Raw genomic sequence first — 16,718 nt, forward strand, 5'->3', positions numbered from 1 at the left:
GTGGTGGGCGCCAAGATGGTGCGCAAGCGGATGCGGGCGCTCAAGTATCCGAAGGCGACGGTCGAGGACGTCGCGACCCTGGTCTTCCTGCATCTGCGGTTCCACGGCTATGGCGACGGTGCCTGGACCGATTCGGCCGTACGCCGTTACGTCACCGACGCCGGTGACCTGCTCGATCGACTCAACAAGCTCGTGCGCGCCGACTGCACCACCCGCAACAAGCATCGCGCCCGGCGCTTGCAGGAGAGCTACGACGACCTCGAGCGACGCATCGCCGAACTCAAGGCTGCCGAGGATCTCGGTCGAGTCCGGCCGGATCTCGACGGCAACGCGATCATGGAACTGCTGGGTCTGGAGCCCTGCCCGGAGGTCGGCGAGGCGTGGAAGTACCTCAAGGAGCTGCGCCTGGACCGCGGCCCGCTCCCCCGTGAAGAGGCGGAGGCCGAACTGCTCAAATGGTGGGCCGCGCGTCGTTCTGAGGGCAACTGACCTGCCTTCCGGCGCCGCTGTATACAGAGGTAATCTCGGAGTCACTGCCGTGTAAACACCCGGTAAAACCTGACCGCTCGCGAGAAGGACCCGTACGAGCGGGGCGATTCGGAAGGGATCAACGGTGCACGCGAAACTCCAGAATCTGTACGAGCAGGTACTCCAGCGCAATCCCGGCGAGGCCGAGTTCCATCAGGCCGTCACCGAGGTGTTCGACAGCCTCTCCCCCGTCGTCGACAAGCATCCGCACTATGCCGACGCCGCGGTGATCACCCGGCTGTGCGAGCCCGAACGGCAGATCATCTTCCGGGTGCCGTGGATCGACGACGCCGGCCAGATCCACGTCAACCGCGGTTTCCGGGTCGAATTCAATTCGGCACTCGGACCGTACAAGGGCGGCCTGCGTTTTCATCCCAGCGTGTATCTGGGCATCGTCAAATTCCTGGGCTTCGAGCAGATCTTCAAGAATGCGCTCACCGGCCTGCCGATCGGCGGCGGCAAGGGCGGTTCGGACTTCGATCCCAAGGGCCGTTCCGACGCCGAAGTGATGCGCTTCTGCCAATCGTTCATGACCGAGTTGTACCGGCACATAGGCGAATACACCGATGTTCCCGCCGGCGACATCGGTGTGGGCGGGCGCGAGATCGGTTACCTCTTCGGACAGTACAAACGCATCACCAACCGCTATGAGTCCGGTGTGCTCACCGGCAAGGGCCTGGCCTGGGGTGGTTCCCAGGTGCGCACGGAGGCAACGGGTTTCGGAGCCGTGTTCTTCGTCCATGAAATGCTCAAGGCCAAGGGCGATTCCCTGGAGGGCAAACGGGTGGTGGTGTCCGGCTCGGGCAATGTCGCCACCTACGCCATCGAAAAAGTGCACGAGCTCGGCGGCACCGTCGTCGCGTGTTCGGACTCGTCCGGCTATGTGGTCGATGAACTCGGGATCGACCTCGACGTTCTCAAGGAAGTCAAGGAGATTCAACGGGGCCGGATTGTCGACTATGCGCGCCTGCGCGGTGAGAATGTGAAATTTGTTGGCGGCGGCAGTATCTGGGATGTGCCCGCCGACATAGCGATTCCGTGCGCCACGCAGAACGAACTCGGTGGCAAGGATGCCAAACAGCTCATCGACCACGGCGTCACCATCGTCGCCGAGGGCGCCAACATGCCCTGCTCCCCCGAGGCCATTCGGCTGTTCACCGACGCCGGTGTGTTGTTTGCACCGGGTAAGGCCGCCAACGCCGGTGGTGTGGCCACCAGCGCACTGGAGATGCAGCAGAACGCATCTCGCGATTCGTGGAGTTTCGAGCACACCGAGGAACGCCTCGCCGACATCATGCGCGGCATCCACGACCGCTGCCTGCACACCGCCGAAGAATACGGTGCGCCAGGCAATTATGTGGTCGGCGCCAACATCGGTGGTTTCATCCAGGTCGCCGACGCGATGCTGGCCCTAGGCGTCATCTGAGAACCACTTCGACGGGGTGGTTGGCATTCCCGAACAGCATTGGGTGCTCGGCCGTCGGGACTACCGGTGCCGGGGGTTCGTGAAGTCGGTCGCGACGGTGGCCGCGAGCTCCATGAACGCCATCCTCGTGGACTTGCTCATCAGATTCAGATCCACGTCGGCACCCTCGGCCAGGTGATCGTCGAACCCGACCAGCCGGATAGCCCGGCAGCGCGCCGAAAAGTACTCGGTCATCTGCTCGATATCCACATTCGGCGATCCCGGCCGCGACGAGCTGATCACGACGATCGCCGACGACACCAGCCGACCGAAGCCGTGCGCGTCGAGCCAATCGAGGGTCGATGCCGCGCTGCGTGCGCCGTCGATGGCGGGGGAGGAGACCACGATTATCGAATCAGCGGTATCCAGAACGCCTTTCATCACCGAGTTGCTCAATCCGGTACCGCAGTCGGTGATGATGATGTTGTAGAAGCGCTGCAGAATACCGAGCACGCCTCGGTACTCCTCGTCGTTGAACGCCTCCGCGGCGGCCGGATCACGTTCGGAGGCAAGAACTTCCAAACGGCTCGGGGCCTGGGAGGTGTGCTCACGGATGTCGGAGTAGCGGTTGAGGTTTCGGTCGGCGAGCAGATCGCGCACCGTGGAATCGGTCTCGCGCGGTAGGCGTTGCGCCAGCGTTCCCAGGTCGGGGTTGGCATCGACGGCGATCACTCGGTCGCCGCGCAGTGATGCCAGCGTGGAACCCAAAGCGATTGCGGTAGTGGTCTTTCCGACGCCACCCTTGAGTGAGAGCACCGCGATCCGGTAATCGCCGGCCAGCGGCGTCCGGATCGCCGACACCAGCTTCTCGCGATACACCTCCGATCGCGGGTTGCGCGGGTTGATGGTACCGCCGGTCGCCTTGTACACGGCGCGCCGCCAGCCCTTCCGCGGCGCCTGGCGTTCACGTTTGACGAGGGTGCCATCGTCGAGGGGACGTGAATCTCCTTGTAGTACAGGAGATTCGACGTGATTGTGTCCAGTTTGGTCGTGTCGCGTCTCGGAGTGGTCGAAGCCGGCCGGGGGAGCGACAGGGGGGATGACTGTCGTCTGCTCGGACCCGTCCGGATACGGCGGAACATTCGGCTGCGCAGGCTGTGGCCCGGTGGCGGCCGGAAACCCTCCGCTGAACGGCCCGGTACCGGGGGACCCATTGACTGAGGAGGCGGCGCCGAACCCACCGGTGTTGAAGCCGCCTGTACCGGGGTGTCCGGCGGTGGAATTGTCCTGGCCGGCCCACGGCGGTACGTACGCCGTCGGCGGAGCCTCGGCGTTGTCTCCCCTGGGTACCCAACTGGGCAGCACCTGTTCGGTTGCGGGCACCTGGTCGGCGAAGGGGACGGGCCCGCCGGCCGAGCCGCGGTGTGGGCGCTCGTCAGTGGGAAGCGGAACCACCTCGGCCTCAATCGGTTCGAGCAGGGAATCCGGTTCGGGCACGGGGGGCAGGTCGGGGAAACTCACCGGTCCGAAGCGCTGAGACGGAACCGGAGGCGACTGATCTGAGCTCTGTGACCCCGCCGCATCGGCGGTGTGATCAGTGGTTGTGTCGTCGCGTGTGCCCATCGGGTCGCTCCCCCTCGTGTGCTGGGCCTGTCCGTCGGTGTCAGTCCCACAGTCGAATCTATCCGATTGCCGGATTCGGACCGCGTTACCGGCGTCGTTGCTCGTTCGGTGACCAACCCTGGGGTGCCGACAGGGGTCCGATCGGGCCGAAGGAATCAGCCACGGTGGCAGCGAGTTCCAGGAAGGCGGTGCGGGTGCGCCGGTCCATCTGGTCGAGGTCGATATACGATCCGGTGGCCAGGTGATCGTCATACGGGATCACCTGAACCGCCCGCACCCGGCCCAGGAAGTGGTCGGTGAGCGCGTTGACGTCGATGGCCGCGCCGCCCGGACGTGCCGCGGAGATCACCACCACCGACTCCCTGACCAGCCGCTGATATCCGTGTGCCTCAAGCCAATCCAGTGTGGCCGCGGCGCTTTGCGCGCCATCGACGGCGGGTGTGGTAACGACGATGATGGCATCGGCCATCTCGAGCACACCCTCCATCGCCGAATTCACCACGCCGGTACCGCAGTCGGTGATGATGATGTTGTAGTACGACTGCAAGATTGCGATGACCTGCCGGTAATCGTTCGCGTCGAACGATTCGGACATAGCCGGATTACGTTCGGAAGCAATCACTTCCAGCCGGCTCGCTGCCTGGTTGGTGTGCCGCCGCACATCGGTGTACCGGCACAGGTTCTCGTCGGCCAGCAATGTGCGCACCGTGGCCGTCGATTGCTCGGGGATCCGCCGGGCGAGCGTCCCGAAGTCGGGGTTGGCATCGACCGCGATCACCCTGTCGCCGCGCAGGGACGCGAATGCCGAACCCAACCCCACTGTGGTGGTCGTCTTTCCGACACCGCCCTTCACCGACATGACCGCGAGACGGAAGTCTCCGTGGATAGGGGTGCGGGCACGTTGCACGAGCATCGACAGTTGCTGATCGGTCTTGCTCGCCCCGAAGGTGATCAAGCCACCCGACGCGGCGCGGAGCTTCTCGCGCCACCCACCGGAATACCTGCCGCCGCGGTAATCGGGCCTTGGGTCTGATGGTCGCTCGGTCGCAACCGCCGGCGTACCGGACTGGTTCGCAGTGGTCGGTGCCGGAACGGAGCCGGTCATGGGCGCCTGCCCGGCCGGCGACGAATACGGCTGCTGGTATTGGTGGGGTTGAGGGTACTGCTGTGCTTGTGAGTACTGCTGTGCTTGTGAATACTGCTGGGCCTGTGAGTACTGCTGTGCTTGTGGGTAGACCTGGGACGTGTGCGGTGCGTGTGACTGTGGATAGCCGGGCGGGGCAGGGAATTCAGGACCGGCGACCGGCGCTTCGGGGCCCGGGATCTGAGCTTTGCGACCGGTGACCTGGTACGGAGCCGATTGACCGGCCGACCGCGGGGACGCGGTGGGGCTCCGGAACTCGGGCGCGGCCTGGTCTGCGGTCACCTGGCGCTCGGGCTGGCCGGGTTCAGGTTCCACCGGGCGCTGCCCGGTGGCGGACCCGACGACGCCGGCCTGGTCGGCAGGCGGATCGGGAATCGCCTGTATGGGGACTGCCATCGGACCTAGGCCCACCGGCCCGGAACGGGCCGAGTTCTGGGGCTGCGGGTCCGGCGCGGGGTTGTCGACTGACCGGAGCCACGGCGGTGGCTGCGAGTGGTCGGGGAGTGACATCGCAATTCCAATCGTCTGTGGGCGGCCAGGCGCCACGCGAAATGGCTGGTCGTTGCAGACTGGCCGTGCAACATCCTACCGGCACCGGTCCGCATACCACCCGATCCCGGCTGAGGTTAGACCCTTCGGTTACGTGGCGTGTCCTGACGTGTCTCCCAAGAGTCGTCGGCGGATGTGGTCGGCAGGTATTCCCTCGCAACCGGTCGGTGGCTGGTTACGCTGCACGCAGCATCGGCGATGCTGCCGGTGTTGCGTCCGTACCCGTGATGAATGGATCCTTTATATGTCGAAGAAGAACAAGATCATCGGGCGGCTGGAGGTCGAGGTCACCCGACTGCGCGGTGAGCTCGCCAAGGTCACCAAACAGGCCAGGCATGCGGACAAGTTGGCGCGCAAGCGTTTCCGCAAAGCCGAGCAGGACATCTCGGCACTGCGTAGCGATCTGCTGGCATCCCTGCCCTTCCGCAAAAGCGACTCCGGCCCCCTTGCCTCCGTCACCCAGCTCGTGACGAAGCCCGCGGCCGAAGTTGCTGCGCCGGCCGAGGTTGCTGCGCCGGCGAAGGAAGCGGCGCCGGCGAAGGACGCGGTGTCCGTGAAGGAAGCCCCTGTGGAGGAAGCCCCGGTGAAGTCGTCGCCGGCGAAGAAGACCCCGGCTCGCAAGGTCACCGCAAGCAAGGCCGCTCCGACCAAAGCCGCTCCAACCAAAGCTGCTCCAAGCAAGGCTGCTCCAAGCAAGGCCGCTCCAAGCAAGGCCGCTCCAAGCAAGGCCGCTCCGACCAAGGCCGCCACGAGCAAAACCGGTTCGAGCAAGGCCACCGCGAGCAAGGCCACCGCGAGTAAGGCCACTGCGAGTAAGGCCGACGCGAGCAAGGCCACCACGAGTAGGGCCGACGCGAGCAAGACCCGTGCGGACAAGGCCGCGCCGGCGAAACGCGCCGACAGCAAGGCCGTGCCGGCGAAGGCCCCGGCTCGCAAGGTCGGCGGAACGAAGGCCGCCGCCGGAAAAGCCGAATCTGCCGCCACTCCCACGAAAGCATCTGGTGCACAAAAGGATTCGTCTAATAAGAGCGCTACCCACAAGAACACCGACAATAAGGGCACTGCGCAGAAAGACACTGCGCAGAAGGACGCCGGGACGAAGAACAAGAAGGCACCGGCACGCGGCGGTCCGACCGTTGCCGAACTGCGTGTACAGGCCAAGGCCCGGGGGATCTCAGGATATTCGTCGATGACCAAGGCGCAGCTGACGAAAGCTCTCAACTGACGGGTGCCTTGCCCCGACGGGGCCTGACTGAAGGGGGCCTGACTGAAGGGTTCTGGACGCAGAAGACTGGACACTTGTCTAGGCTGGGGGAAGCCCTGCATCACCACAGTGTCATCGCCACAGCGTCGCGGAAGGAACCTCGCATGTCACAGACCGTCAAAGGTGTCATCTCACGAGCCAAGGGAGCGGCGACGGAGGTCGTCGACGTCGTGGTTCCCGACCCGGGTCCCAACGATGTGATCGTGAAGATCGCGGCGTGCGGGGTGTGCCACACCGACCTCGCCTACCGCGACGGCGGCATAAACGACGAATACCCGTTCCTCCTCGGCCACGAGGCCGCGGGCATCGTCGAGACAGTGGGTGAGGCCGTCACGCATGTCGAGGTCGGCGACTTCGTCATCCTCAACTGGCGGGCCGTGTGCGGACAGTGCCGGGCCTGCAAGCGGGGCCGCCCGTGGTACTGCTTCGACACCTTCAACGCGAGCAAGAAGATGACGTTGACCGACGGCACCGAGCTGAGCCCGGCACTCGGGATCGGCGCGTTCATCGAGAAGACCCTGATCCACGAGGGGCAGTGCACCAAGGTCAACCCGGAGACCGACCCGGCCGTCGCCGGTCTGCTCGGCTGCGGCGTGATGGCCGGCCTCGGCGCCGCGATGAACACCGGCAACGTGGGCCGCGGCGATTCGGTCGCCGTCATCGGCTGCGGCGGCGTGGGCGATGCCGCGATCGCCGGCGCCAAGCTGGCTGGGGCCACCACGATCATCGCCATCGACCGCGACCCGGCCAAGCTCGACTGGGCCGTCGGGCTCGGCGCCACGCATACGATCAACGGCGCCGAGGTCGATGACGTGGTCGCGGCCGTGCAGGAGCTGACCGACGGCAACGGCGCCGACGTCGTCGTCGATGCCGTGGGTCGTCCGGAGACGTACGAGCAGGCGTTCTACGCCCGCGACCTGGCCGGCACCGTCGTGCTGGTGGGTGTGCCGACGCCGGAGATGAGACTCGAGCTGCCGCTGGTCGACTTCTTCTCGCGCGGCGGTGCGCTCAAGTCGTCGTGGTACGGCGACTGCCTGCCCGAACGCGACTTCCCGATGCTGATCGACCTGTACGAGCAGGGCAGTCTGCCGCTGGACAAGTTCGTCACCGAACGCATCGGGATCAACGACGTCGAAGCTGCGTTCGACGCGATGAAGGCCGGCAAGGTGCTGCGTTCGGTGGTGGAGATCCGATGACCTTCGGGGTTCAGAGTGTCGTCACCTCCGGCACGTTCTCACTCGACGGCGGCACGTGGGACGTCGACAACAACATCTGGGTGATCGGCGACGAGAACGAGGTCGTCATCATCGATGCCGCACACAACGCGGCGCCGATTCTGGAGACGGTCGGTGATCGCACCGTGAAGGCGATCGTGTTGACGCACGGGCACAACGACCACGTGACTGTGGCCCCGGAGCTGTCGCGGGCCACCGGCGCGCCGATCCTGCTGCACCCCGGCGACGACATGCTCTGGAACCAGACCCATCCCGATGTCGCGCACGTCGATCTTGAAGACGGACAACGGATCTCGGTTGCCGGAACCGAACTCACGGTGATCAACACGCCGGGGCATTCGCCGGGTTCGTGTGTGGTGTACGCGCCGGAGGCCGGCATTCTGTTCAGCGGCGACACACTCTTCCACGGCGGTCCGGGCGCGACGGGACGCTCGTTCTCGAGCTTCCCGACGATCATCGAATCGATCCGCGACAAGATCTTCACACTCGATCCGGAGACCAAGGTGTACACCGGTCACGGCGAGGGCACGTCGATCGTGGACGAGGCCCCGCATCTGGAGGAGTGGATCGCGCGCGGTCACTGACACACCCGCATGCGCGCAGACGCCTGGCCCGGCGAACACCCGTATGGGTCGAAAGACCCGAAGCGGACCAACATCCAGGGTATTTCGCCGGGACCACGCGTAACGTCCGGTAGGTGAGTGACTCAGGGGCGCCGCGCCCGGCCCTGGCGAAACTGGCGCAGTGGGGCCGGGGCTCACGTGGCCGTGGGTTGCTGCGGTCCGTGGCGCCGCCCTCGCTCGTCGGATACCGCACCCAGTGGTTGGGCCGCGACGTGCTCGCCGGGGTGACCCTGGCCGCCATCGCGATTCCGGAATGCCTGGGCTACGGCGCCATCGCCCAGGTCCCGGTGGTGGCCGGTCTGTACACGATCATCCTGCCCACCATCGTGTTCGTGCTCATCGGATCGTCGCGGCTGATGGTGGTCGGCGCCGACTCGGCCACCGCGGCGCTGCTCTCGTCCGGCATCGCCGGGCTCGGGGTGGCGGGACTGCGCGCCGGTTCGGACGAGTGGCTGCAGTGGGCGGGTCTGATCGCGCTGGTGACCGGGGCGATGCTGGCCGCGGCGTGGGTCCTGCGGCTCGGGTTCCTCGGCGACTTCCTGTCCACGGCGGTACTCACCGGATTTCTCGCCGGCACCGCGATCACCGTGATGACCGGGCAGCTGCCGACGATGCTCGGCATCTCCGACACCCACGAGGATCAGATCTGGAATCGCTGGCTCGCCATCGCCAGGGGAGTCGACGACATCGACATCTGGGCTTGTCTGCTGTCCGTCGTGGCGTTGCTGACCCTGATCCTCGGTAAACGGCTGGCACCCCGGCTGCCGATCCCGTTCGTCCTGGTGGCCGGCGCGATCGCCGCGGTGTGGATCTTCGGCTGGGACGAGGACGTGTCGGTTGTCGGTAAGGTGAGCGCCGGCCTGCCCGAACTGGGCCTGCCCGACGGCCCCGGCTTCACCGACATCGGTACCGCCTCGACCGTCGCCTTCGGCTGCACCATCGTCATCCTCGCGCAGAGCGCCGCCACCGCCCGCGGATTCGCCCAGCGCAGGGGAGAGTCCGCCGACGTCAACCGCGACATCCTGGGTCTGGCCGGGGCCAACTTCGCCGCAGGTCTGAGCGGCACCTTCGTCGTCAACGGCAGTCCCACCAAGACACAGGTCCTCGACGAACAGCGCGCACGCAGCCAGGTGGCAAACCTGACGATGGCGGTGGCGACGCTGCTGGTGGTGCTGTTCCTCAGCGATGCGCTCGCCCACCTGCCGCACGCGGTGCTCGGCGCGATCGTCTTCGTGGTCGCCGCCAAACTCATCGACGTCCGTGAGGTCGTGCGCATCTTCCGGGCCCGTCGATCCGAACTGGCCACCGCGGCGTTCGCGGCCGTCATGGTGATCGTGTTCGGTGTCCAGACCGGCATCGTCGTGGCGATGGTGGTGTCGCTGCTGGCCCTGATCCGGCGGCAGTATCGGCCCGACCGCTTCGTGATCACGGTGAGCGACGGCGGCAAACGTGCCTTCCTGCCCGCCCGCCCCGGGTTGCAGTCGCTGCCAGGGCTGATCATCTTCCGCTACGACGCCGACCTGTTCTACGCCAACGCCAACCGCTTCTCCGACGACGTGCAGGGCCTGCTACGGTCGGCGCCGACCCCGGTGAACTGGCTGGTCCTGGACTGCGCGGCGATCGGCGACGTCGACTATTCGGCCTCGACGATGCTCAGCTCACTCATCGACTACGTACACAAACACGGCGCGCATTTCATCCTCGCCGGCGTCGATCCCGTCCTCCAGAAGGCGCTGTTCACCGAGGGTGTGCTGGCCGGGCTCGACCCCGACCACGTGTTCGCGTCGGTGGGTGCGGCGGTACAGGCGTACCGGGAGCTGAACCCGCAGCCGCCTCCGGACACGCCGGAACCCGAGGCATCCGGGCCAGAAGACGATTGAGGGTCGGGAGATAATTGAGGTCGGGGTGCGTCGCTAGCGGCCGGTGCCGACGGTGACGACGAGCTTGCCGCAGGCCCGCCCCGACAGCAGATACTCCATCGCCGATGCGGCGTCGTCGAGTGGAAACACGCTGTCGACTGCGGGGCGGACGCGGCCGTCGTCGACCATCGCGGCGAGTTCGGCCATGTCCTCGCCGGTTTCCTTGCTGATCAGCCCGGTGAGGCGTTGTCGTACGAACGGCGAGGTCAGTGCCGCGTACAGCTGCCGTTGCACACCGTCGGTCCAGCGGCCTCCCGTTTCGGCGCCGACCACGACCAGTGTTCCGCCTGCGGTGAGCAGGCGCCGCAGCCGACGAACAGGCAGGTAGCCCGCGATATCGAGGATCGCGTCGAAACGCCCGATGGGGGAGATCTCAGGCGAGGTCGGGGTGCGGTCGATCGGGCCGCCGGTGTAGTCGATGAATGCGGTCGCGCCGAGCGAACGGACGAAGTCCTCCTTGGCACCGGATGCGACCGCGGTGACCAGCGCACCGGCCGATGCGGCGATCTGCACCGCATACGACCCGACCCCGCCCGAGGCACCGGTGATCAGCACCCGGTCGCCCGCGGTGATGCGCGCGGCACGCACCGCCTGCAGTGCGGTCAGACCCGAGATCGGCAGGGTGGCGGCCTGCTCGGGCGTTGCCGACGATGGTGCATGGGCGAGCCGGGCCACGGGGATGAGCGCGTACTCGGCCAGTGACCCGGCGGCGGTCCCGATGACCTCGTCGCCGACCGCGAAGCCGGTGACGCCCGGTCCGACGGCCGCGATGGTCCCGGCGGTATCGCGACCGGGGACGGGTGTTTTGGGTTTGCGCAGCCCGATGGCCGGCCGGGCGATGAGTGGCAGCCCGGTCATCAGGTGCCACGTGCCGCGGTCGATGGCCGCCGCGCGCACCCGGACCAGAAGCTCACCCGGACCGGGCTCGGGCCGGGTGAGCCGCGTGACCTCGAATGTCTCGCTGCCGCCGTACCGACCTTGCACGATCGCCTTCATGGTCACGGTGCCGGTGGTCTCGCCGGCTGGTGTGGTGGTCATCGCGTCGCCCTCGTCCCTGTCGCCCCTGCTGCGCGGTCGTCCTTACTTTGTAAGGCATGGCCACAAGCTACCCTTACTGCGTAAGGGCGTCAACGGTGAAGCCGTGATCCATGGGAAGGTACGTCCATGTCCGGAACCCGTACGACACCGCTGACCCGCGCCGACATCGTCGGTAAGGCCATGGCCATCGCCGACACCGACGGGCTGGCCGCGGTCACCATGCGCGCCATCGCCCGCGGCCTCGGCGTCGAGGCCATGTCGCTGTATCACCACGTCGCCAACAAGGACGCCATTCTCGACGCCCTCGTCGACGCGGTATTCGCCGAGATCTACACGCCGTGCATCGGTGAGCCGTGGGCGGCGGAACTGCGCCTTCGCTGCCGGTCCGGGCGTGAGGTGCTCACGCGGCACCCGTGGGCGATCGGGCTGATGGACTCACGCAAGGGTGCCGGGTTCGAGACGTTGCGGCATCACGACGCCGTGCTCGGCTCCCTACGAGAGGCCGGATTCACGCTCGAGGCGGCCGGCGCCGCGTTCGCTGTGCTCGACGCCTATCTGTACGGATTCCTGGTGCAGGAACTCGCGCTCCCGTTCAGCGACGACGCCGGGCCCGCCGACGTCGCGGGGGAGATCGTCGCGGCCATGCCCGCCGGGGACCTGCCGTACCTGCACGAGTACGCAACCGAGCGCGTCTGCATGCCCGGCTATTCCTTCGGCGATGAGTTCGATCCGGGACTCGAACTCATCATCGACGGACTCGAACAGCGCCGGGCAGACCTAGAAGATCGGACATAGGTCAAGATCGGACATCGCCTCCGGGCTCATTCACCGCACGTTTCACGTGAAACAATGCAATTTGCACCAAACACACGGCACAATTGGACATGATGGTGAAGACGGAGACCGGATGAGCGACCCCACTGCGGTGTCCTCGCGTGTTCGGCAAGCGTACGAGGACTTTCTGTCCGGCGTGACGCCGTCATCTGATGCTGTCCGTACGGTGGTCCGGGATTCGTGGGCGCGATCGCTGCACAGCGGTGTCGATCCGGGTATCGCGAGCCCCGACGACCCGCGGGTGATGAGTCATCCGGAGTTCATCGAGTATCGCGCCGCGCATCCCATCACTGCCGTCCTGCCACTCGTCCAGTCGCTGATGCTCGACGATATCGCCGATTCGGGTGTGCTGGTGGCACTCACCGACGAGGTGGGCAGATTGCTGTGGGTGGAAGGTTCGTCCGAGTCGCGGAACAAGGCCGACGGTATCAATTTCGTCGAGGGCTCGGTGTGGAGCGAAGACGTGGTCGGCACGAACGCGCCGGGACTGGCACTGGCCGTCGACCGTGGCGTGCAGGTGATCGGTCCCGAGCACTTTTCGGGGCCGGTCCAGAAATGGAGTTGCGCCGCCGCGCCCGTTCACGATCCGATCACCGGGCATGTCATCGGCGCCATCGACGTCACGGGCGGGCGTGAGGTGGAGGCACCGTTCGCGCTTGCAGCGGTCCGTTCGGTGGTCGCGGCCGTCGAACGTGAGCTCAGATCGCAAGCCGTCGACCTCGCGGCCATCCGAGGTGGTGCGCGTCCTTCCGGTCCCGCGCCGGCGGTCCCGCATGTCGCGGGAACCACCGTGTCGATGCCGCGCCGGGCACGGCTGGAGGTGCTCGGTGACGGCCGATACCGCTGGCATCGGGCCGGCGACGCGGCGGGTGGCCGCAACCTGTCCAAGCGGCATGCCGAGATACTGGTGCTGCTGCAGAGTTTCCCCGACGGTCTCGCCACCGAACAGCTCGCTCTGATGCTCGCCGAGGACGGACTCGACCCGGTGACGGTCCGTGCAGAGATCTCCCGTCTCCGCAAGGATCTCGGGAGCACGGTGGTGGGTTCGCGCCCGTACCGGCTGACCATCACTGTCGAGTCGGATCTGGGTGAGGTCCGTGAGCGGATCGCTTCGGGCAGTGACCTGGTTCCGGCGATCGAGCTCTTGGGCCGGGGTGGGCTGTTGGCGGAGTCGGTGGCACCGGGCATCGTTGACATCCTCGAGGAACTCCGTGAGGATCTGCGTTCGCGGATCATCGATTCCGGTGATGTGGCCGCGTTGCGCAAGTGGACGACGTCGGTGCATGGTCGTGACGATCTCGCCGCCTGGCGCAGGCTGGAGCACCGATTGCCACCGGGACACCCCGATCGGGCGATCTGTGCGGGTCGGATCCGACTACTGGACAAGCGCTTCGGCATCTGACGGGGTGTTTCCCGACTATTCGGGTGGTGTCTTCAGGTGCGCATCTCACCGGACCCTTCGAGACCCTCGCTCCTACGTCGCTTCGGCCTCAGGAATCAAGATGGTTGGTCGCGTCGGCGCTGTTCACGTGGCGGGATGGCTGGTTGCGTCGGTGGTCTTGGAGGGCTCGCTGATGTGCGACAGGGAACGTTGGCAACTTTTGTGCATCGTGACTGCAACCACGATGGGTCTAAGCTGTGTAACAGATCACATCCATCCGCACCACGACGTTGAGGAGACGCGATGACTGTTTACGCAAAGCCGGGCACCGAGGGCTCGGTGATGAGCTTTGAGGGCCGCTACGAGAACTGGATCGGCGGCAAGTGGGTACCGCCGGTCAAGGGCCAGTACTTCGAAAATCCGTCGCCCGTCGACGGCCAGGTGTTCTGTGAGGTCGCCCGGTCGACCGCCGAGGACATCGACCTCGCTCTCGATGCCGCCCATGCCGCCGCCCCCGCCTGGGGCAAGACCTCGGTCGCCGAGCGTTCACTGATCCTGCTGCGCATTGCCGACCGCATCGAGGAGAACCTCGAGAAGATCGCCGTCGCCGAGACCTGGGACAACGGCAAGGCTGTGCGTGAGACGCTCGCCGCCGACATCCCGCTGGCCGTCGATCACTTCCGCTACTTCGCGGGAGCACTTCGCGCACAGGAGGGTTCGATCTCGGAGGTCGACGAGGACACCGTCGCCTACCACTTCCACGAGCCGCTCGGCGTGGTCGGTCAGATCATCCCGTGGAACTTCCCGATCCTCATGGCCGTGTGGAAGCTCGCCCCCGCACTCGCCGCCGGCAACGCGGTGGTGCTCAAGCCGGCCGAGCAGACTCCGGCGTCGATCCTGTACGTGATGAGCCTCATCGGCGACCTCCTGCCCGACGGTGTGATCAACGTCGTCAACGGCTTCGGCGTGGAGGCCGGCAAGCCGCTCGCCTCCAGCAACCGGATCCGCAAGATCGCGTTCACCGGTGAGACCACCACCGGCCGCCTGATCATGCAGTACGCCTCGGAGAACCTGATCCCGGTCACCCTCGAACTCGGTGGCAAGAGCCCCAACATCTTCTTCAGCGATGTCACCGCCAAGGACGACGGCTTCCTCGACCGCGCCCTCGAGGGCTTCACGATGTTCGCACTCAACCAGGGCGAAGTCTGCACCTGCCCGAGCCGTGCGCTCATCCAGGGCGACATCTACGACGACTTCATCGGCAGGGCAGTCGAGCGCGTCAAGGCGATCAAGCAGGGCAACCCGCTCGACACCGACACCATGATGGGTGCGCAGGCCTCCAACGACCAGTTCGAGAAGATCACCTCGTACCTGAACATCGGCAAGGAGGAGGGCGCCAAGGTGCTCACCGGCGGCGAGCCCGCCGACCTCGGCGGCGACCTGTCCGGCGGCTACTACATTCAGCCGACCGTGTTCGCCGGCGACAACAAGATGCGCATCTTCCAGGAGGAGATCTTCGGACCGGTCCTGGCCGTCACCACGTTCGACAGCTACGAGGACGCGATGACCATCGCCAACGACACCCTGTACGGCCTCGGTGCCGGAGTGTGGACCCGCGACGGTGCCACCGCCTACCGTGCCGGCCGCGAGATCCAGGCCGGTCGGGTGTGGACCAACACCTACCACGACTATCCGGCCCACGCCGCCTTCGGTGGCTACAAGCAGTCGGGCATCGGTCGCGAAACCCACCTGATGATGCTCGAGCACTATCAGCAGACGAAGAACCTGCTGGTCGGTTACGCTCAGAGTGCGAAGGGCTTCTTCTGATCAGGTTTCTTCTGATCCGGGACTCCGTCTGAATTTCCGGGAAGGAATGTCTCCGGGAAGGATTGTTCGAGTCGGTGCTCCGCTGCGGTGACAGCCACTGTGGTTGACACGTAACGGAGTTCCGGCTCGGACGCGAACCTGACTCATCAACTCAATAGAAAGGTGACACCCCGTGTCAGAACAGAATGTTTCGCAACAGGACGTTCCTGATCGGGTCACCGCCACAGACTCCGCCGTGCAGCTCCTGACCAAATTATCGGAGCTGCACGGCGGCCTCATGATCCACCAATCCGGCGGATGCTGCGATGGCTCGGCCCCGATGTGCTATCCGGTCGGCGAATACCGGATCGGCCAGCGCGACGTTCTGGTGGGCGAGATCGGATTGCCCGAACCCATTCCGGCGGTACGGGTCTGGATCAATGGTGACCAGTTCGAATTGTGGAAGCACACCCAGCTGATTCTCGACGTCGTCAAAGGACGCGGCGCCGGGTTCAGTCTCGAAGCCCCCGAGGGCGTCCGGTTCCTTTCCCGCTCAAGGGCTTTCAGCGAGCAGGAGAACGATCAGCTGGCGCAGTCGCCGCCGAAGGTCGGGGCCGATTTCAGCGGCTGATTCGCCACCTGCGCACCCTTACCCTGAAATTCTGAAAGCCGACCCCTTCGCCGGTTGACGTGCGAGGGGTCGGCAGAAGAGGGCGGCGTGGGATTACTTGTGCCCGCCGAGGATTCCGCCGAGCAGATCACCGAGGCCGCCGCCCTTGGAGGATCCGCCGCCTTTCGAGGCCGCACCGCCGAGCACCGAGCCGAGGATGCTCCCCAGGCCGCCGCCCGCGTTGCCCCCGAGCACCGAACCGAGGATACTGCCGAGGTCGCCGCCCGATGATTTGGCGGAGCCGGAGGTCTTGCCCCCGCCGCCGAGAACCTTGGACGTCAGGTAGCTGAGCACGATCGGGGCGAGCATCGGGAGCAGCTTCTTGACCAGACCCTGGTCGACGGCCGCAGCCGAGTTCGCGCCGGAGAGCGCCTGCGCGACGTTGTCGGTTTCCGAGCCGAAGATCTTGTTGACGATCTTGCCGCCGTCGGCGGTGTCGACGTCGGCGAGTTTGATGACGCCTTCGGCGAGGTCGGCCGGATGTTGCGCCAGTGCATTCGCCAGGCCCTGGGCCGAGTTCTCGTCGGTCGTCTGGTGCTTCAGGCCGGTCAGCAGCGCGGGCACGGCCTGTTCGACGGCGGATCGGGCGGTCGCGTCATCGACGCCGAGCTTCTTGGCGATGTCGCTGATGGGGATGCGGGTGAGCAGGTCGTCGAGATCTGACATGTGGGTGAGCCTTCCATCTCCTGAACTGTCAGA

At 66.0% G+C, this 16,718-nt stretch carries 13 protein-coding genes and 1 pseudogene; 10 read left to right on the plus strand and 4 right to left on the minus strand.

Annotated elements, in window-relative coordinates:
- A pseudogene (locus tag Q0627_RS19220) lies at positions 1-489 on the plus strand (CCA tRNA nucleotidyltransferase); the annotation flags it as partial.
- Between the two features lie 124 nt (positions 490-613).
- A complete protein-coding gene (gene gdhA / locus Q0627_RS19225) occupies positions 614-1,954 on the plus strand; it encodes an NADP-specific glutamate dehydrogenase (protein WP_291012301.1) in 1,341 nt (446 codons plus the stop codon).
- Between the two features lie 60 nt (positions 1,955-2,014).
- Here the strand turns inward: gdhA and Q0627_RS19230 are convergent, their stop codons facing one another.
- Positions 2,015-3,454: a MinD/ParA family protein gene (locus tag Q0627_RS19230; RefSeq protein WP_291012302.1), complete on the minus strand. Its 1,440-nt coding sequence runs from the start codon at positions 3,452-3,454 to the stop codon at positions 2,015-2,017.
- A gap of 187 nt (positions 3,455-3,641) precedes the next feature.
- A complete protein-coding gene (locus Q0627_RS19235; protein ID WP_291012303.1) occupies positions 3,642-5,096 on the minus strand; it encodes a MinD/ParA family protein in 1,455 nt (484 codons plus the stop codon).
- 397 nt (positions 5,097-5,493) lie between these two features.
- On the opposite strand from Q0627_RS19235, the gene Q0627_RS19240 reads away from it, so the two are divergent.
- From Q0627_RS19240 to Q0627_RS19255, 4 genes are all read left to right on the plus strand, one after another.
- Positions 5,494-6,474 (plus strand): hypothetical protein, encoded by a 981-nt coding sequence (locus Q0627_RS19240; RefSeq protein WP_291012304.1) that lies wholly within the window; start codon positions 5,494-5,496, stop codon positions 6,472-6,474.
- A gap of 143 nt (positions 6,475-6,617) precedes the next feature.
- Positions 6,618-7,709, plus strand: a complete 1,092-nt coding sequence (locus tag Q0627_RS19245; protein WP_291012306.1) for an S-(hydroxymethyl)mycothiol dehydrogenase — start codon at positions 6,618-6,620, stop codon at positions 7,707-7,709.
- Complete coding sequence (locus Q0627_RS19250; protein WP_291012308.1) at positions 7,706-8,332, plus strand: MBL fold metallo-hydrolase; 627 nt, start codon at positions 7,706-7,708, stop codon at positions 8,330-8,332. The genes Q0627_RS19245 and Q0627_RS19250 overlap by 4 nt, the downstream gene beginning before the upstream one ends.
- A gap of 188 nt (positions 8,333-8,520) precedes the next feature.
- Positions 8,521-10,251, plus strand: a complete 1,731-nt coding sequence (locus Q0627_RS19255) for a SulP family inorganic anion transporter (protein WP_291012472.1) — start codon at positions 8,521-8,523, stop codon at positions 10,249-10,251.
- A 33-nt stretch (positions 10,252-10,284) separates the two neighbouring features.
- On the opposite strand, the gene Q0627_RS19260 is transcribed toward Q0627_RS19255, so the two are convergent.
- Positions 10,285-11,328: an NAD(P)-dependent alcohol dehydrogenase gene (locus Q0627_RS19260; protein ID WP_291012309.1), complete on the minus strand. Its 1,044-nt coding sequence runs from the start codon at positions 11,326-11,328 to the stop codon at positions 10,285-10,287.
- A gap of 126 nt (positions 11,329-11,454) precedes the next feature.
- Here Q0627_RS19260 and Q0627_RS19265 point away from each other — a divergent pair, with 126 nt between their 5' ends.
- The 4 genes from Q0627_RS19265 (at position 11,455) to Q0627_RS19280 (ending at position 15,980) form a co-directional block, all read left to right on the plus strand.
- Entirely contained in the window at positions 11,455-12,123 is a 669-nt protein-coding gene (locus Q0627_RS19265; protein ID WP_291012311.1) for a TetR/AcrR family transcriptional regulator, read from the plus strand.
- A 112-nt stretch (positions 12,124-12,235) separates the two neighbouring features.
- Positions 12,236-13,564 carry a transcriptional regulator gene (locus Q0627_RS19270; protein WP_291012313.1) on the plus strand — a complete coding sequence of 443 codons (1,329 nt, stop codon included), beginning with the start codon at positions 12,236-12,238 and terminating at the stop codon, positions 13,562-13,564.
- Positions 13,565-13,846: 282 nt separating this feature from the next.
- Positions 13,847-15,370 carry an aldehyde dehydrogenase gene (adh, locus tag Q0627_RS19275; RefSeq protein ID WP_291012316.1) on the plus strand — a complete coding sequence of 508 codons (1,524 nt, stop codon included), beginning with the start codon at positions 13,847-13,849 and terminating at the stop codon, positions 15,368-15,370.
- A gap of 172 nt (positions 15,371-15,542) precedes the next feature.
- Complete coding sequence (locus Q0627_RS19280; RefSeq protein ID WP_291012318.1) at positions 15,543-15,980, plus strand: DUF779 domain-containing protein; 438 nt, start codon at positions 15,543-15,545, stop codon at positions 15,978-15,980.
- Positions 15,981-16,073: 93 nt separating this feature from the next.
- Here the strand turns inward: Q0627_RS19280 and Q0627_RS19285 are convergent, their stop codons facing one another.
- On the minus strand, positions 16,074-16,685 hold the full coding sequence (locus tag Q0627_RS19285; protein ID WP_291012320.1) for a DUF937 domain-containing protein: 612 nt from the start codon (positions 16,683-16,685) through the stop codon (positions 16,074-16,076).
- Positions 16,686-16,718: the final 33 nt, after the last annotated feature.

Source organism: uncultured Gordonia sp. (assembly GCF_937858515.1).
Taxonomy (GTDB): domain Bacteria; phylum Actinomycetota; class Actinomycetes; order Mycobacteriales; family Mycobacteriaceae; genus Gordonia.